Annotated in this window: 16 protein-coding genes; 6 read left to right on the top strand and 10 right to left on the bottom strand. The window is 71.6% G+C overall.

From position 1 onward, the window contains the following. The coding region (locus tag AB1K56_RS09455; RefSeq protein ID WP_371205445.1) for a hypothetical protein at positions 1-198 on the bottom strand (198 nt) is incomplete at its 3' end. A 43-nt stretch (positions 199-241) separates the two neighbouring features. On the opposite strand from AB1K56_RS09455, the gene AB1K56_RS09460 reads away from it, so the two are divergent. Both AB1K56_RS09460 and AB1K56_RS09465 read left to right on the top strand, forming a co-directional pair. Beyond that, positions 242-2,344, top strand: a complete 2,103-nt coding sequence (locus AB1K56_RS09460) for an acyl-CoA dehydrogenase (protein WP_136586087.1) — start codon at positions 242-244, stop codon at positions 2,342-2,344. 144 nt (positions 2,345-2,488) lie between these two features. Further along, on the top strand, positions 2,489-3,061 hold the full coding sequence (locus AB1K56_RS09465) for a DNA-3-methyladenine glycosylase I (protein WP_371205446.1): 573 nt from the start codon (positions 2,489-2,491) through the stop codon (positions 3,059-3,061). Positions 3,062-3,080: 19 nt separating this feature from the next. Here the strand turns inward: AB1K56_RS09465 and AB1K56_RS09470 are convergent, their stop codons facing one another. Next, on the bottom strand, positions 3,081-3,203 hold the full coding sequence (locus AB1K56_RS09470) for a hypothetical protein (RefSeq protein WP_371205447.1): 123 nt from the start codon (positions 3,201-3,203) through the stop codon (positions 3,081-3,083). A 243-nt stretch (positions 3,204-3,446) separates the two neighbouring features. Here AB1K56_RS09470 and AB1K56_RS09475 point away from each other — a divergent pair, with 243 nt between their 5' ends. After that, positions 3,447-4,994: a DEAD/DEAH box helicase gene (locus AB1K56_RS09475; RefSeq protein WP_371205448.1), complete on the top strand. Its 1,548-nt coding sequence runs from the start codon at positions 3,447-3,449 to the stop codon at positions 4,992-4,994. Positions 4,995-5,165: 171 nt separating this feature from the next. Here AB1K56_RS09475 and AB1K56_RS09480 read toward each other — a convergent pair whose 3' ends face one another. The 8 genes from AB1K56_RS09480 to AB1K56_RS09515 all read right to left on the bottom strand — a co-directional run bounded on the left by AB1K56_RS09480 (position 5,166) and on the right by AB1K56_RS09515 (position 13,513). Beyond that, positions 5,166-5,642, bottom strand: a complete 477-nt coding sequence (locus AB1K56_RS09480; RefSeq protein WP_371205449.1) for a dehydrogenase — start codon at positions 5,640-5,642, stop codon at positions 5,166-5,168. A gap of 254 nt (positions 5,643-5,896) precedes the next feature. Continuing rightward, positions 5,897-6,649: an SDR family NAD(P)-dependent oxidoreductase gene (locus AB1K56_RS09485; RefSeq protein WP_371205450.1), complete on the bottom strand. Its 753-nt coding sequence runs from the start codon at positions 6,647-6,649 to the stop codon at positions 5,897-5,899. 94 nt (positions 6,650-6,743) lie between these two features. Beyond that, positions 6,744-8,492, bottom strand: coding sequence for a cation:proton antiporter (locus AB1K56_RS09490; RefSeq protein WP_371205451.1), 1,749 nt, complete (start codon positions 8,490-8,492; stop codon positions 6,744-6,746). Positions 8,493-8,538: 46 nt separating this feature from the next. Beyond that, entirely contained in the window at positions 8,539-9,792 is a 1,254-nt protein-coding gene (locus AB1K56_RS09495; protein WP_371205782.1) for a kynureninase, read from the bottom strand. A 22-nt stretch (positions 9,793-9,814) separates the two neighbouring features. Further along, positions 9,815-10,747: a hypothetical protein gene (locus tag AB1K56_RS09500; RefSeq protein WP_371205452.1), complete on the bottom strand. Its 933-nt coding sequence runs from the start codon at positions 10,745-10,747 to the stop codon at positions 9,815-9,817. Between the two features lie 5 nt (positions 10,748-10,752). Further along, positions 10,753-11,010 (bottom strand): glutaredoxin domain-containing protein, encoded by a 258-nt coding sequence (locus AB1K56_RS09505; RefSeq protein WP_136586082.1) that lies wholly within the window; start codon positions 11,008-11,010, stop codon positions 10,753-10,755. 56 nt (positions 11,011-11,066) lie between these two features. Further along, entirely contained in the window at positions 11,067-12,194 is a 1,128-nt protein-coding gene (locus AB1K56_RS09510; protein ID WP_371205453.1) for a glycosyltransferase, read from the bottom strand. Positions 12,195-12,352: 158 nt separating this feature from the next. Next, a complete protein-coding gene (locus AB1K56_RS09515) occupies positions 12,353-13,513 on the bottom strand; it encodes a xylanase (protein WP_371205454.1) in 1,161 nt (386 codons plus the stop codon). A 110-nt stretch (positions 13,514-13,623) separates the two neighbouring features. Here AB1K56_RS09515 and AB1K56_RS09520 point away from each other — a divergent pair, with 110 nt between their 5' ends. From AB1K56_RS09520 to AB1K56_RS09530, 3 genes are all read left to right on the top strand, one after another. Continuing rightward, entirely contained in the window at positions 13,624-14,580 is a 957-nt protein-coding gene (locus AB1K56_RS09520; RefSeq protein ID WP_371205455.1) for a Gfo/Idh/MocA family protein, read from the top strand. Positions 14,581-14,634: 54 nt separating this feature from the next. Then, a complete protein-coding gene (gene chrA / locus AB1K56_RS09525; RefSeq protein ID WP_371205456.1) occupies positions 14,635-15,828 on the top strand; it encodes a chromate efflux transporter in 1,194 nt (397 codons plus the stop codon). A 103-nt stretch (positions 15,829-15,931) separates the two neighbouring features. Next, complete coding sequence (locus AB1K56_RS09530) at positions 15,932-17,515, top strand: AMP-binding protein (protein WP_371205457.1); 1,584 nt, start codon at positions 15,932-15,934, stop codon at positions 17,513-17,515. Positions 17,516-17,562 lie beyond the last annotated feature (47 nt).

The raw sequence follows: 17,562 nt of genomic DNA on the forward strand, positions 1-17,562 counted from the left end.
CCGCGCCCGCCGCGCGCCCGCCCGCCGCACGCCCGGCGCCGCGCCCGCCGCGCGTCCGCCCCCCCGGGCGCGCCACCGCCACCGCCGCCCATTCAGCCCCCACTCGGGAATGTTGACCACCCACAACGAATCGGCCCGGGCGAGCGCGGGCCTGTTGTGCGCATCGCACAGGATGTTTGAGCGGTCGTTGTGGGACACCTACCGTGGAGGCATCCCTTTGCAACGTCGAAAGGTGCCGAGAATGACCGACGCCGCCGTCCGTCCCACCACGCCCGCCACGAGCACGCGCACGCCCGTGGGAGGCGCGCCCACCGCCGCCCACAGCGCGGCCGAGGCCGCCGAAGCCCGCATCGACACCGAGCGGGTCACCGACCTGCTGCTCGGTACGTGGGCCGAGACCCGCCGCGAGGCGCGCGAGATGATCAAGGACCCCGCGCTGTGGCGCGACGACAGCCTGGGCATGGATGCGCACCGCGAGCGCACCCTCAGCCAGCTCCACCTCCTCGTGCAGAACAAGGCGGTCCACCGGGCGTTCCCGAAGCGCCTCGGCGGCGAGGAGAACAACGGCGCCAACATCGCCGGGTTCGAAGAACTCGTCGCCGCCGACCCGAGCCTGCAGATCAAGTCGGGAGTGCAGTGGGGTCTGTTCGGTTCTGCCGTGCTGCAGCTGGGCACCCGCGAGCACCACGACAAGTGGCTCCCCGGCATCATGAGCCTCGAGATCCCGGGGGCGTTCGCGATGACCGAGACCGGGCACGGCTCCGACGTGTCGGCCATCGGCACCACCGCGACCTACGACCCCGATACCGAGGAGTTCGTCATCCACACCCCGTTCCGTGGGGCGTGGAAGGACTACCTCGGCAACGCCGCCCTGCACGGCAAGGCGGCGACGGTCTTCGCGCAGCTCATCACGAAGGGTGTCAACCACGGCGTGCACTGCTTCTACGTGCCGCTGCGCGACGACGCGGGGAACTTCCTCCCCGGCATCGGCGGCGAGGACGACGGCCTGAAGGGCGGTCTGAACGGCATCGACAACGGGCGCCTGCACTTCGACCAGGTGCGCGTCCCCCGCACGAACCTCCTCAACCGGTACGGCGACGTCGCCGCCGACGGCACCTACTCCAGCGACATCGCCAGCCCGGGCCGTCGCTTCTTCACGATGCTCGGAACCCTGGTCCAGGGGCGCGTCTCCCTCGACGGCGCCGCGGCGTGGGCATCGGCGATCGGCCTCACCATCGCGATCACCTACGGCAACCAGCGCCGCCAGTTCGACTCGGGCAGCGGGACCCCCGAGGTGACCCTGCTCGACTATGGAAAGCACCAGCGCCGTCTTCTGCCGCGCCTGGCCACGACGTACGCGGAGATCTTCGCGCACGACGAGTTCCTGCAGAAGTTCGACGGCGTCTTCAGCGGCGCGCTCGACACCGACGCCGATCGCGAAGACCTCGAGACCCTTGCCGCGGCCCTCAAGCCGCTGTCGACCTGGCACGCGCTCGACACGCTGCAGGAGTCGCGCGAGGCGTGCGGCGGGCAGGGCTTCCTGTTCGAGAACCGACTCGTGGGGCTGCGCGCCGACCTCGACATCTACGTCACCTTCGAGGGTGACAACAACATCCTCCTGCAGCTGGTCGGCAAGCGTCTGCTCGCCGACTACGCGAAGCAGTTCAAGGGCAAGGATGCCAAGCAGCTCGCCGCCTTCGCCGTCGGCCAGACGGCCGGCAAGCTCTTCCACGGTGCGGGGATGCGTCAGCTGGGCCAGGCGGTCAGCGACTTCGGTTCGACCGCCCGGTCGGTCGAGAAGGGCCTGCGCGCCGAGCAGCAGCACGAGCTGCTGGCCGGTCGGGTGCAGCAGATGATCGCCGACATCGCGGGGCGCCTGCGCCCGGCATCCAAGCTCTCCCGCGAGGAGGCGGCGGCGCTGTTCAACGAGAACCAGGCCGAGCTCATCGAGGCCGCTCGCGCGCACGGCGAACTGCTGCAGTGGGAGGCCTTCACCGACGCCATCAACCGCATCGGCGACCGCGACACCCTTCGGGTGCTCACCTGGCTGCGCGACCTGTTCGGCCTGCAGCTCATCGAGAAGCACCTGGCCTGGTACCTCATCAACGGCCGGCTCTCGACGCAGCGTGCCGCGGCGGTGTCGAGCTACATCGACCGCCTGTGCGCGCGTCTCCGTCCGCACGCGCAGGACCTCGTCGACGCCTTCGGCTACGGCCCGGAGCACATCCGCGCCTCGATCGCCTCGGGCGTCGAGGACGACCGCCAGAACGAGGCCGCGGCGTACTACGCCGAGCTGAAGGCCTCGGGCAACGCCCCGGTTCCGGAGAAGAAGCCCGCCCGGTGACGGCATCCGTCCCGGTCCTCGACGAGGACGGGGGATGACGCGAGAACAGGCCGATCCGTCGAGGGTCGGCCTGTTCTCGTGCCACCGGCCCGTCGCCGTGACGCGTCGCGGCGCGATGTCGGAGACCCCGCCTAGCCTGGACGCATGAGCGATCTCGTCACCGGGTCCGACGGCGTCGCCCGCTGCGCATGGGCGGGCACCGACGCCGAGTACCAGCGGTACCACGACGAAGAGTGGGGCACCGAGCTGCGCGGCGACCGTCCGCTGTTCGAGAAGATGAGCCTCGAGGGCTTCCAGGCGGGCCTCGCGTGGATCACGATCCTGCGCAAGCGTCCGCGCTTCCGCGAGGTGTTCGACGGTTTCGAGCCGTCGATCGTGGCGAGATTCGGCCCCGACGACGTCGAGCGTCTCCTCCAGGATGCCGGCATCATCCGCCACCGCGGAAAAATCGAGGCCGTGATCGGCAACGCCACGATCGTCGCGAAGATGACTCCGGGCGAGTTCGACGCCCTGATGTGGTCGTTCGCCCCCGCCGCGCACACACCCCCGGCGACCTTCGCCGAGGTGCCGGCCGTGACCCCCGAGTCGACCGCGATGAGCAAAGAACTGCGTCGTCGCGGATTCCGCTTCGTCGGACCGACCACGATGTACGCCCTCATGCAGTCCTCGGGCATGGTCGACGACCACGTGGCAGGGTGTTGGCGCGCCGCCGGGTGACTCTTCGCTGGTCGCGCGCTCAGTCCACGGCGGTGTCGTGAGCGTCGATTTCTCGCAATCGCCGCAGCTTCGCCCACGGCCAGAACCCGATCCAGGCGATCGACGCGATCGAGGCGCCCATGATCATCGAGGCGATATCCATGCCATCGACGGTACGAATGCTCGCGCCTCGGCGGATCCCCCGAGCGACGGAGATGACCGTCCCACCCGGTAGACTGATCACTGAAGCTTTCGCTTCACGCGTCGTCGAACGCACCGGCCCCCTCTTCTCGGGCCTTTGACCTTCACGGCGAACGGATGCGCCACCCGGCGCCTTCGCCCCTGCAGCCGCAGCATCGCGGCATCCCGAACCGCCGTGCGCGCGTGCGCCGCGGCAGGAGTATTCATGACGTCCCAGACTTTCGCCGACCTCGGCGTGCCCGCCCCCCTCATCGACGTTCTCGCCGCTCAGGGCAAGAACGAGCCGTTCCCGATCCAGGCCGACACCCTGCCCGACACCCTCGCCGGCCGCGACGTGCTCGGCCGCGGCAAGACCGGCTCGGGCAAGACCCTCGCCTTCTCGCTGCCGCTGGTCGCCCGCCTCGCCGCCAAGGCCGACCGCCGCCGCGGCCGCAAGCCCCGCGCGCTCGTGCTGGCTCCCACCCGCGAGCTGGCCAACCAGATCGACGAGGTCATCAAGCCCCTCGCCGCGGCCTACGACCTCGTGACCACGACGGTCTACGGCGGCGTGAACCAGAAGCGCCAGGTCGACGCGCTGAACGCCGGCGTCGACATCCTCGTCGCGTGCCCCGGTCGCCTCGAAGACCTGATCGGTCAGGGCTTCGCGAACCTCGGCGACGTCGAGATCACCGTTCTCGACGAGGCCGACCACATGGCCGACCTCGGCTTCCTGCCCGGTGTCACGCGCCTGCTCTCGCGCACCCCCGCCGACGGACAGCGCCTGCTCTTCTCGGCGACGCTGGACAACGGCGTGGACAAGCTCGTCAAGCGCTTCCTGCGCAACGAGGTGCTGCACTCGGTCGACGAGGCCCACTCGCACGTCGCCGCGATGACCCACCACGTCTTCGCCCCGGTCGACGCGGATGCCAAAAAGGACCTCGTCCAGACCCTCGCCTCCGGTACCGCCCGCCGCATCCTCTTCATGCGCACCAAGCACCAGGCGAAGAAGCTCGCGAAGCAGCTGACGGCCTCGGGCATCCCCGCCGTCGACCTGCACGGCAACCTCTCGCAGCCCGCCCGCGACCGCAACCTCGCCGCCTTCGGCGACGGTCGCGCCAAGGTGCTCGTGGCCACCGACGTCGCCGCGCGCGGTGTGCACGTCGATGGCGTGGAGCTGGTCGTGCACGTCGACCCGCCCGTCGAGCACAAGGCGTACCTGCACCGCTCCGGCCGCACCGCGCGCGCCGGCACCGCCGGTGACGTGGTGACGATCATGCTCCCCGAGCAGCGTCGCGACACCCTCGACATCCTGCGCAAGGCCAAGATCTCGGCCACCCCGCAGCAGGTCATCTCCACCTCTCCCGAGGTCGTCGCCCTGGTCGGCGAGGTGGCCCCCTACGTCAAGCCCGAGCCGGTCGTCGCGCAGCCCCAGGGCGGCGGACGTTCGCAGGGCGCCAACGCCCAGCGCAAGCGCGCGGCCCGCGGTGAGGGCCAGCAGTCCTCGGCCCGCGGCGGCGCACAGGGCGGCGGCGGTCGTCGTCGCGGCGCGGGCGCCCCGGCATCCGACGCTCCGGCCGGAGGTCGCGCTCCGCAGGGCGGTCGCGGCGGCCAGCGCTCCGGCGCGGGTCGCGGCCAGGGCGGAGCGGGTGCGCAGCGCACCGGCGCCCCCGCCGCCCGTTCGCAGGGCGCCGGGCGTTCGGCATCCGGAACCCCCACCACCGGCATGGTCGTCGGCGCCCGCAACCCGCGTATCAACCGTCGCGCCCAGGGCTGAGTCGCTTCTCCCGGTGCCCCCGCAGATCCGTCTGCGGGGGCACCTTCGTCTGCGGGCGGCTGCCGCCGTCTGATGACGCCGCGGCCGTCGTGCGGACTCGGGGGTACTCCGGATGCCGCGGGGCCGCGGTTCGGGGTCGGACTCCGCGGGACGGCTCCTGGGACGCCCCTGTCAGCTCCGGGACGGAAGCGAGGCGTCGTGCAGGTGCCGGTCGCCGTGCGAGAGCACCTTCACCATCACGCCGCGTCGGCGCAGGTCGGCGACCGCACGGTTGGCATCCTCTCGGGTCGCTCCGAGAGCGTGGATGCTCGCGACCACGAGCACGTCGCCGCTCGTCAGCGTGCCGAAGAACCGGTCGAGGCGGTTCGCCCACCCCTCGAGCGTCTCCGGGGCGGGGTGGCGGAAGCCCTCGATGGGCACGCCGAAGCGGGTGAGATCGTCGCGCTGCTGCACGACGGTGGGCATGTCGGGCCGCGACACCACCAGTCCGACGAGACGGGATCCGGCGGGACGAGCGCGCCACCAGTCGCGATCGCTCTGCAACTCGGTGAAGCACTTCGGGCACTCGGCCGCGGTGTGCATCACGTGGACCGGGCTGGTCCCGGCGGCATCCGCGGATGACGGCATCGTCGGGATCGGATCGCTCATGGAAACCTCCGCGACCATTGTGCCCCACGCCCCTGCGAAACCGCCCTCCGGGCCGGGGTCGGCGCCCCCTCGTCCCACCTATGGCGGTGCTCGTCCCGAAAAGTGCCGGTCGAGGGCGTCCGCACCGACCATGAGTGGGACATGGTCGCCCTTACGGGCGTGACCCTCGCCCCGGCACCGGACCCCCGGGGCGCCAACACCCCACACAAAGAAGACCCGCCGCACCTCACGCGCGGCGGGCCCGGGGCGGTGGCTCAGTGCGCGGAGTATCCGCCGTCGACGAGGTGGTAGCTGCCCGAGATGAAGGACGCGGCGTCACTCAGCAGGAAGAGCGTGAGCGCGGCGACCTCGGAGTCGGTGCCGAGACGACCGGTGGCGTGCTCGTTCTCGAGGTGCGTCAGCGCCTCGGGGCTCAGGCTCGAGCGGACGAGGGGCGTGTCGATGAAGCCGGGACCGACGGCGTTGGTGCGCACGCCCTTCGCGGTGTACTCCAGCGCCGCGACCTTCGTCAGGCCGACCAGCGCGTGCTTGCTGGCGACGTAGGCGGCGTTCTGCGCGATGCCGACCGATCCCAGCACGGATGCCATGTTGACGATCGCCCCGCCGCCGGAGGCGACGATGGCCGGCAGCTCGAACTTCAGGCCGTAGAAGACGCCGTCCAGGTCGACCGCGCGCACGCGGTCCCACGCCTCGACGTCGTAGTCGCCGATGTTCTGCGGCGGGGCGCCGATGCCGGCGTTGTTGACGGCGAGGTGGAGACCGCCGAAGGTGTCTTGCGCGAAGGCGACGGCCGCCTGAGAGTCCTGCCACTTCGCGGTGTTCTGCACGAAGCCCGCGGCGGTTCCGCCCGCGTCGGTGATCTGCTGCACGACGCGCTCGGCGGCATCCTGGTTGATGTCGGTGACGACGACCGACGCCCCTTCCGCGGCCAGCTCCCGCGCGATCGCGGCTCCGATTCCGCTACCGCCACCGGTGACGAGGGCGACCTTCTGGGCGAACCTGCTCATGGATGCACTTCTCTCCCGCCGTCGAGTCACCGCGGATCTCGTGGCGACCGCATGCGCCTGAATAAAAACAGGGATGCCGCCGACGGTATTCCCCTCAGTCGTCCTCGCCGTCGTCGATGCGCAGCTCGAGACTCAGCTGGTCGGCGTCGAGTTCGGCGAGGGCGTGGCGCAGGGCGGCGGTGCTGTAGCGCCCGTCGCGGCCGACGTCGTGCAGGCGATGACGCATCGCCTCGATGGAGGCGAGCCGCAGCTCCAGGAAGTCACGCACGCGCGTCGAGGCCTCCTCGTCGGGAGGCTGCACGAGGCGGGCGCCGGCCCGCTCGATCATCTCCGCGGGGAAGGCCTCGCCGTCACGCCGCACGAGCGTTCCCGACTGCACGGCCGCGATCGCGGCATCCCGCAGCTCCGCGTCGAGGGCGCGTTGCTCGTCGCGGGAGGGCCCCTCGCCCCCGTCGCCCGCGAGTCCGATCCGGCGGACGACGGTCGGGAGGGTCAGTCCCTGCAGCACCAGGCTGAAGAGGGCGACCAGGAACGCGACGAAGATCAGGAGGGGGCGTTGCGAGGTGTTCTCGGGGAGCGTCTGCGCGGCCGCGAGGGTCACGACGCCGCGCATCCCGGCCCAGACGATCACGCTCCCGTGACGCGCGTCGAGCGGGGTGTCGCGGTAGTAGTCGAGATCGGCCATCGTGCGGGCGATGCGCGTGCGCATCCAGCCGATGCGCCGCTCGGCGCGAGCGGGGTTTTCGAGACGCGCGCCGAACTGCTCGGGGGCGGTGCGGTAGGCCTCTTCGAAGCGGTCGAGGCGCCGCTGCGCGTCGTCGACCCTCTCGAGATGCCGGGGGGCGCGGTGGCTGCGTCGTCCCTGGATCCAGATGATCCACGACACGTACAGCGCACGCGCGGCGAGCGTGATGCCGAGCGCCGAGAGGGCCAGCCAGGTTCCGTGCCAGAGGCCCTCGTGTTCGCGCAGGTTCGCCGTGACGATGTCTTTCAGCTCCAGCCCGAACACGAGGAAGACCCCGCCCTCGAGGATCAGCTCGATCGTGCGCCAGTTGAGCCGGTCGCTGATGCGCTGCTCCGGCGTGAACCGCCGGGCGGCGCCCTGTCCGGTGACGATGCCGGCGACGACCGCCGCGACCAGGCCCGAGCCGCCCAGGTGCTCGGTCGGCAGGTAGGCGATGAAGGGCACGGTGAAGCTCAACGCGGTGTTCGCCGCGGAGTTCGACACGCGCTCCCGCACGCGCAGGTTGACCCACCCGACCACGGCGCCCAACGCCAGGGCGAGCACGACGGCCCACGCGAAGGATGCGACGGCGTCGCCGAAGGCGAATCCGGATGCCACCGCCGCGGTCGCCGTGCGCAGCAGCACCAGGGCCGTGGCGTCGTTGAGAAGGCTCTCCCCCTCGAGCATCGTCACCACGCGCGGCGAGATGCCCAGGCGCTTCGCGATCGAGGTGGCCACCGCGTCGGTGGGGCTGAGGATGGCCCCGAGCGCGATCGACAGGGCGAGTCCGAGGCCGGGGATGACCGCCCAGAAGAACAGTCCGAGCACGAGCGAGCTGAAGACGACCAGCAGCACCGACAGGCCGGCGATGGGGGCGAAGTCGCGGCGGAACTCGATCGCGGGCAGTTGCACCGCCGCGGAGTACAGCAAGGGCGGGAGCACCCCGATGAGGATGACCTCGGGGTTCACGGCGAACGCCGGCACGAAGGGCAGCAGGCTGACCCCCGCGCCCACCGCGAGCAGAACGAGGGGACCGGCGATGTTGAAGCGCGGCCCGATGACCGTGGCGAGGGCGACGACCACCACGCCGGCGACGACGATGATGAGCGGATCGATCACCTCTCGAGGCTAGCCCCCCGCCTCGTGCGGCCTCGACCGCGGCGTGTCAGGCTTCGGCGCGGAGCGCGTCGGCCACGGCCCGCATGCCCGCGAGCGTCTCGATGAAGCTCGTCGACAGGGGGGACAGTCCGATGCGCAGCCCGTGCGGATCGCGGTAGTCGGGGATGACGTCGCCGCGCCACAGCCGCGCGGTGACCGCGCGCATCGCGGGGTGCGACAGGGTGATGTGCCCTCCGCGCTCGGCGGAATCGCGCGGCGAGGCGAGGCTCACGCCGAGGGGACCCAGGATGCCGTCCGCCACCCGCACCGCGAAGTCGGTCAGGGCGATCGACTTTCGACGGATCGCGTCGATCCCGGCCTCGTCGAGGAGGTCGAGGGTGTCCTGCATCGCGAGCATGCCGAGCACCGGCGGCGTCCCCGACAGGAAACGGCGCATGCCGTCGGCGGGGCGGTACTGCGGGCCCATCGAGAACACGTCGGCCGCCCCCATCCACCCCTGCACCGGCTGCGTGAGGCGGTGCTGGTGCCGTGCGGCGACGTACGCGAAGGCGGGGGAGCCCGGGCCGCCGTTGAGGTACTTGTAGGTGCAGCCGACGGCGAGGTCCACGCCCCATGCGTCGAGGTCCATCGGCACGGATCCGGCGGAGTGGCACAGATCCCACAGCACGAGAGCGCCCGCTTCGTGGGCGATCCGGGTGAGGGCGGGCCCGTCGGCGAGGTACCCGGAGCGGTACGAGACGTGGCTGAGCAGCACCACCGCGGTGCGCGGACCGACCGCGGCGCGCAGCAGGTCGGCATCCACGCCGCGGGAGGTGTCGACCTCCACCCAGACGACGCGGGCGCCCCGCTCGGCGGCGATGCCCTCGACGAGGTAGCGATCGGTGGGGAAGTCGTCGCGGCCCACGACGATCTCGACCCGCTCGGGGTCCGTGGCGCTCTGGGCGTCGAGGGCGGCGCGCAGCAGCTTGTAGAGCAGCACGGTCGTGGAGTCGCCGATCACGGTCTGCCCGGATGCCGCGCCCAGGGCGAGGGCGCCGATCCGGTCGCCGATCGCGAAGGGCAGGTCCATCCACGCCTCGTCCCACCCGCGGATGAGCCGTCCGCCCCACTCGTCGGTGACGAAGCGCGCGAGGCGCTCGGCGGTGGCGCGGGGAGGGCGTCCGAGGGAGTTGCCGTCGAAGTAGATGAGCGACGTCTCCGCGCCGACGAAGGCGGCGCGGTGCGCCGCGAGCGGGTCGTCGGCGTCGAGGGCGGCCGCCTCGACCTCCAGCGAGGCGTGCGGCACCTCCAGGCGGTCCACGGATCCGAAGTCGGGGGAGGGGTCAGTCGACACGCGTCAGCTCCTCGGTCGGGACGACGGTGGCCCGGCTCAGCCAGGTGGGAACGTCGTCGGCGGGTGCGGCACCGGCGGGAGCGGGACCGGCGATGAAGGTCGAGACGCCGAGGGTCCGCTCCGCGCGGGGCCAGGGGTCCGTCAGCGCGGCGATGAGGGCGTCGTCGCGCACGCCGGCCTCGTGCAGGGCCAGCAGCTCCCGCCTGTTCACGCCGACGGGGAGGGGGCCGTTGCCGAGGTCGGTGCCGTAGAGCACCCGGCCGCCGCGCGCCGCGAACGCGCGCACGTTCGCGATCGCGACGTCGCGCACCGCTCCGCGGTGGATGTCGAGGGTGGAGATCCACGCCTGACCGGCGGCCACGGCCTTCGCGAGCAGCCGTCGCGAGACGGGGGCGTCGAAGGGGGCGTGGGCGAGGACCGACACCCCCGCCTCGATCGCACGTTCCACCTGTCCCGCGCCCTGCGCGTGCGCGACCACGGGCAGCCCGCGCTCGCGGGCCGCCGCGACGATCGCGGCGAGGGTGTCGTCGTCGGGAACCGGGCCCGCGTCGACGTTCAACGCCACTTTGACGATCGAGGCCCCGGCATCCGCCTGCGCGTCGACCGCCGTGCGCGCACCGCCGGAGACTCCCGGATGCCGCGAACTCGCGGTCACCACGCGCACGATGTCGGCGGGGGCCCAGGAACGACCGAGGGGATAGCCGCCGGGGACGGTCAGGAACGCCCCCGCGTAGGACACGCGGGGGAGGCCGTCGACGCGACGGGCGAGGGCGACGGGATCACCGCCGAGATCGACGACGGCGGCGATCCCGCGCCGCGGGAGTCCGGCTGCGTCGATGAGGTGCAGGTGCACGTGGTGATCGACGAAGGCCGGCAGCATCGTGCCGGCCTCGCCGGTCAGCGCCCGCCGGACCGGCTGCACGGTGCTCAGATGAGCGAGAGTTCGCGGAGCTTCGCCTCGACGTCGGCGTTGGAGGGCTCGACGTGGTGGCTGGAGTCGGGGTAGACGACGACGGGGATGCTCGTGCGGCCCGAGATCTCCTTGGCGACATCGGCTGCGGCGGGGTCGGCCACGAGGTCGATGTACTCGTAGTCGATGCCGAGCTCGTCGAGCTGCTTCTTGGTGCGGATGCAATCGCGGCACCAGTCGGCGCCGAACATACGGATGGATGCGTCGGAGGACATGTCTCCAGCGTACGCCGCCGCCGCTGTGCGGGCGCGGAGTCCCGCGGGACCGGGGCTCAGGCGGTCACTTCGTCTTCGAGCGGCTCGACGGCTCGCACGGCCTTGCCGACGCGGCTCTTCTTGGGCGCGTAGACCACGAGGGCGTGGAAGACGAAGCGCACCACGAACGCCGCGATGAGGGTGAGGGCGGCCGCGACGACGCTCTGGATGTGCGCCTGGCTCACGAGCACCCAGATGACCGGGATGCGCACGATGGCCTCGATGCCGTTGAACGTGAACGACTTCACGAAGCGGTGGCGCATGAGCCCGGATTCGGCGCGCATGTCGGCGAAGACGAGGTACTCGAGGGCGAGGAAGTTCGCGATGATCGTCACGATGCTCGCGATCACGGCGGCGACGATGTACTGCACGCCCACGGCCTGCAGGGCTCCCATGATGAGGAGGTTGGCGACGGCGCCGAGGCCGCCGACCAGCGCGAACGCCGACATGCGACCGAAGCGCAGCATCGTCAGCTGGGTCAGGAAGCGCATGCCCTGGCTGAACGAAGCCTTCGACTCTCCGGCGAAGCGGGGAGCGAACGAGAACGGCACCTCGGCGACGCGCATCTGCTTGCGCGCGAGGATCTCGAGGAGGATCTTGAAGCCCCGCGGCTGCAGGGTCTCGACCTCGAGTGAGCGACGGTCGACGAGGAAGAACCCGGTCATCGGGTCGGAGCAGTTGTGCAGCTTCTTCGGGAACATCGCCTTGGTCAGCAGCGTCGACGCGCGCGAGACGGTCGTGCGCACGGCGTTGGCGAGGCCGTCGGACGTGCCGCCCGCGATGTAGCGGGAGGCGACGACGACGTCGGCGTCTCCCTCTTCGGCCCGCGCGAGCAGCTCGGCGATGACCTCGGGCGGGTGCTGCAGGTCGCCGTCCATGACGACGCAGTAGTCGGATGCCGCGGCCTTGATGCCCTCGACCACGGCACCGCCCAGACCGCCGACGGGCTCGTCGCGGTGGATGAGGCGCACCGGGACCGTGGCGGTCGCGGCGACTGCCCGGATGATGTCGGGGGTGTCGTCGCGGGAGTCGTCGACGAAGATGATCTCCACGTCTCGACCGAGCAGGGCGTCCGTCGTGCGACGGACCAGCTCGGCGACGTTCGGACCCTCGTTGAAGGTCGGAACGATGACGGAAATATCCATGTGTGCTCGCGTTTTCTCGGTAAGCCAGAAGTACACAGCGTAGACCGGCCGACGCGTGCCCAAATTGGGATTGTGGAGGAGTTACCTGGGAGCTAGCGGGTGTTCACCCCAGCGTCCGGCCAGAAACAGCTCTCCATCGGCACGATCCTTCGTCGTGCTCAGCCGATCTTCGCCTTGAGGTCGTCGACGGTCATTCCGTAGTTGACCCTGACGACGGGCAGGGCCAGCTTATCGGTGCCGATGCGCACGTACCCGGGCTCGATGGTGCGGCCGAGGGCGAAACCGGCGCGACGCACGCCCTCTTTCGTCGTCTCGTCGTAATGCCCGAAGGGATAGGCGACCACTTCTTTGGCCCCGAGGATCCGGGCGGACTCCTCCAGGTCGGCGGCGATCGTGTCGGCGTCGTCGTTGACCATCCGCCCCTTGCCGTTGGGGCCGGCGCGGTGCATGTCGTGCGTGTGCGATCGCTGCAGCACGAACCTGTTCGGGGTCGGCTCGGTGCGGGACGAGGTGATGACGAACGACGTGGTCAGCAGGTTCTTGCCGTCGACGATCGGGGCGGCCAGCTCGAGCCAACTGGAGTCGGCGTCGTCGTCGGTGATGATCACGGAGTGCTTCGGCAGGAAGAGTCGGCCGTCGATGAAGGCGCTCAGCTCGTCCCAGGTCGGCAGGTAGAAGTCCGCGTCCTTGATGTAAGCCATCTGCGCGTCGAAGTCGCCGACGTAGGCGTAGTTGCCGCGGAGCCAGCCGTCCTCGCCCTCCGGCTTCCGCGTGAACTGGTGGTACATAAGGATCGGGATGCCGGCGTCTTCGGCCGTGTTCGCCGCGGGCGTGGTCCATCCGGCGTGCAGCACCCGCTCCCGGGCGGTGCAGGCGACCAGGTCGGCGCCGTTCACGCGAGCGGAGGCCGTCAGCGCCGCGGCATCGGCGGTGGTGGGATACCAGCCGGCGAACACGCGGCCCTCGGCCTGCGGGATGGGCAGGGCCTCGTAGCGGTAGCCCTGGGTCTGCACCTGAGGGTCGAGGGCGATGCCGTCGCCGACGAACGACACCGCGCAGGCGTTCGGGTCGGTGGTGGTCGACAGGAGCCGCTCGGCCGGGGTGAGGGGAGTCGGGGTCGGGGTGGGCGTCGGCGTGGGGGTGATCGAGGCGACCGTGGTGGCCGCGTCGGTCGTGTCGGGGGAGCCCCCTCCGCGCGTGACGGCGAAGACGGCGACGCCGCCCGCGATGGCCGCGACGGCGACGACGGAGACGAGGGCGCGCCGCGCGCGTACGCGGCGGCTGGCGCGCCGGCGGCGGGCGGCTCGGGTGATCGTCATGAACGGTGCCTCGGGATCGGGTGGGGCGGCTCGCCGCGATCCTAGCGGGACGATCCGCGCCGTCCGGGGGACCGGCGCGCCGCGATGCGCGGGCGCGAGAGGATGGGGAGATGATCCGCATCGGCATCGTCGGCACCAGCAGCATCTCGGAACGCTTCGTCGAGGCCGTCGACGCGGTCGACGGCGTCGTCGTGTCGCGCGTGGCCTCGCGCGACGCCGACCGGGCGCGTTCCTTCGCCGACGCCGTCGGCGCGCCGGGCACCGCGGTCGGTCTCGACCATCTGCTCGCCGCCGACGACGTCGACGCCGTCTACCTCGCCAGCCCCAACTCCGTGCACGCGGAGCAGATCGCCGCGGCGGTGGATGCCGGCATCCCGACGCTCGTCGAGAAGCCCGCGGTGCTGTCGGCCGACGACTGGAACGCCGCGGTGCGCGATGCCCGCGCGAGGGGCGTCGTGCTGCTCGAGGCCATGCGCTCCGCGTACGACCCCGGTCTCGCGGCGGTGCGCGAACTGCTGCCCCGACTCGGAACCGTGCGGCGGGTCTCGCTGCGCTACGAGAAGAGGTCGGCGCGCTACGACCACGTGCTGGCGGGCGAGCAGACGAACATCTTCGACCCGGCGCTGGGGGGAAGCTCCCTCCGGGACCTCGGCGTGTACCCCCTTCACGCGCTCGTTCGCCTCTTCGGTCGGCCCCGGGAGGTGCACGGCGTGCGGGTGGGCATCGCGTCCGGCACCGACGGCCTGGGCAGTGCGCTGGCCGTCTACGACGGCTTCGTCGCCGACGTCGCGTGGTCCAAGATTACCGACACCGCCCTGCCGAGCGAGATCCAGGGAGAGGAGGGCTCGCTCACGATCGACGCGATCGATGCGCCGCGCCGGCTCACCCTCACGCCGCGGGGGCGGACTCCCCAGGTCATCGAGGTCGACGCTCCGCCGTCGCCGATGGCGGGTGAGGTCGAGCGCTTCCGCGACGCGATCGAAGGAGCCGACGTCGCCGAGGATCAGGACCTCACGGCGCTGACCCTGCGCCTCGTCGACGGGGTGCTCGCGGTCCCGCTCTCCTAGCGGCGACCCCCGAGAGTTCACCTGCCGTTTCCCCCGCGGCGAGAGGATCCGGGGATGCGGAGGACCGGCACGGTGGGAGAGGTCTTCCTCGCCTTCCTGCGCCTCGGCGTCACCTCCTTCGGCGGGCCCGTCGCCCACCTCGGGTACTTCCGCGACGATCTCGTCGTGCGCCGCCGGTGGATGGACGACCGGGCGTATGCCGACCTCGTCGCCCTGTGCCAGTTCCTCCCCGGCCCCGCCTCCAGCCAGGTGGGGTTCGCGATCGGTCTGCAACGCGCGGGCCTGGGCGGTGCGCTGGCGGCCTTTGCCGCGTTCACCCTTCCCTCGGCGCTGCTGCTGGTCGCCTTCGCCGCCGGTGCCGCCGCGCTCGGCGGGCCCGTGGGAGGCGGGGTTCTCGGCGGTCTCAAGATCGTCGCCGTGGCGATCGTCGCCCACGCGGTGTGGGGAATGGCGCGCACCCTCACCCCCGACGCCCGCCGCGCGGCCATCGCCGTCGTGGCCCTCGCCCTCACCCTGCTGCTCCCAGCGGCGCCGGGGCAGCTCGGTGCGCTCGCCGTCGGCATCGCCGCGGGGCTCGTCCTGCTGCGCGGCGGAGACTCCCCGCCCGAGACCGAGCTCCCGCCGTTCGGCGTCCCCCGCGCGGTCGCCGTCGGGTGCCTTCTCGTCTTCGTGCTCGGGCTGGTCGTCCTGCCGCTGCTGACCGCGGCGACGGGCTCGGGAGCGGTGGCCCTCGCCGACGCGTTCTTCCGGTCGGGGGCCCTGGTCTTCGGCGGCGGTCACGTCGTGCTGCCCCTCCTGCAGTCCGGGGTCGTGCAGACGGGGTGGGTCTCGCCCGAGACGTTCCTCTCGGGCTACGCCGCGGCCCAGGCCGTCCCCGGCCCGCTCTTCACGTTCGCCGCCTTCCTCGGCGCCGTCTCCGACGTGGGACCGGGCGGTCTCTCGGGGGCGGGGATCGCGCTCGCCGCGATCTTCCTCCCCGGCTTCCTCGTGCTGCTGGGCGTGCTTCCGTTCTGGGACGCCGTGCGCCGTCGGCCGCGGGTGCGCGCGGCGATGGGCGGGGCGAACGCCGCGGTCGTCGGCATCCTGGGCGCGGCGCTGTACTCCCCGGTGTTCACCACGGCGATCACCGGACCGGGGCCCCTCGTGCTCGCGGCGATCGGGTTCGTGCTGCTGACGGCCTTCAAGGCGCCCGCCTGGGCGGTCGTGCTCGTGGGGGCCGCGGGCGGCGTCGTCCTCTCGTTCACCTGAGCGGCGGCCGAGAGCCGGTCCCGTGCGGGGTGACACCGCGTCCCACCGATGCCAGGATGAGCGCACGGCCCCGTCGCCGCGACTGCTTTCGAGGGAGAGAACCGTGTTCCAGAGCCCGTACCCGAGCATCGACGTCCCCGATCAGAGCATCTACGACTATCTGTTCGCCTCGCTCGCGGAGGACGATCTCGATCGCGTGGCCCTGGTCGACCCGTCCTCGGGAGCCGAAACCACCTATCGGGCTCTCCGCGCGCAGGTCGACGCGTTCGCCGGGGCGCTCGCGGCGCGCGGCGTCGACACCGAGACGGTCGTGGCGATGCTGTGCCCGAACGTTCCCGCGTTCGCGACGGTCTTCCACGGCATCCTGCGCGTGGGCGCCGCGATCACGACGATCAACTCGCTCTACACGGCGCGTGAGATCGAGTCCCAGCTGCGCGACGCCTCGGCGACGTGGCTCGTGACGGTGTCGCCCCTGCTGCTGCAGGCGGCCGCGGCGGCCGAGGCCGCGGGCATCGCCGACGACCACGTGATCGTGCTCGACGGCGCGGAGGGGCACCCCGACCTGCGGTCGCTGCTGAGCGAGGGCCGCACGCCGCTCGCGGTCTCGTTCGACCCCGCCACCCACGTCGCGGTGCTGCCCTACTCCTCGGGGACGACCGGCGTGCCGAAGGGCGTGATGCTCTCGCACCGCAACCTCGTCGCCAACGTGCACCAGTGCCGGCCGATCATCGAGATCACCCCCGACGACCGGGTGCTCGCGGTGCTGCCCTTCTTCCACATCTACGGGATGACGGTGCTGCTGAACCTCGCGCTGCGTCAGCGGGCGACGCTCGTGACCATGCCCCGCTTCGACCTCATGGAGTTCCTGCGGGTCGTTCAGGATCACCGCTGCACGTTCCTCTTCATCGCGCCGCCGATCGCGGTCGCCCTCGCGAAGCACCCCGCGGTCGACGACTTCGACCTCTCGAGCGTGCACAGCGTGTTCTCCGGAGCGGCCCCGCTCGACGGCGAGACGGCCGAGACGGCGGGGCGGCGCATCGGCGCCCGGTTCTTCCAGGGATACGGCATGAGCGAGCTGAGTCCCGTCTCGCACGCGATCCCCGCCGACGCCGACTTCCCGGTCAGCTCGGTGGGTGTGCTCATCCCCGGATGCGACGCCAAGCTCGTCGATCCCGAAACCGGGGCGGAGCTCGAGGAGCACGGCGACGACGGCCTGACCGCGGCGGGGGAGATCTGGGTGCGCGGTCCCAACGTCATGCTCGGGTACCTCAATCGCCCCGATGCCACGGCCGAGACCCTCGACGCCGACGGCTTCCTGCACACCGGCGACATCGGCGTGCACCACGTCGACGGCTACTTCACGATCGTCGACCGGCTCAAGGAACTGATCAAGTACCACGGGTACCAGATCGCCCCCGCCGAGCTGGAGGCCCTGCTGCTGTCGCATCCGGCGATCCAGGATGCCGCGGTCATCGGCGTGCGCGGAGACGACGGCGAGGAGATCCCCAAGGCGTTCGTGGTGACGGCCCCGGATGCCGGCCTGACGGCGGAGGACGTCATGGCGTTCGTCGCGAAGCACGTCGCGCCCCACAAGAAGGTGCGGCGCGTGGAGTTCATCGACGTCGTGCCGAAGTCGACGTCGGGCAAGATCCTGCGGAAGGACCTGAGGGCGCGCGAGGCCGTCTGACCCCGGCCCGCCCCGCCGTGGGGCGGCGTCGCGCGCCTCTCGCCGTC

Origin of the sequence: Microbacterium sp. BWR-S6Y, assembly GCF_041379845.1 — a bacterium.
Taxonomy (GTDB): domain Bacteria; phylum Actinomycetota; class Actinomycetes; order Actinomycetales; family Microbacteriaceae; genus Microbacterium; species Microbacterium hydrothermale.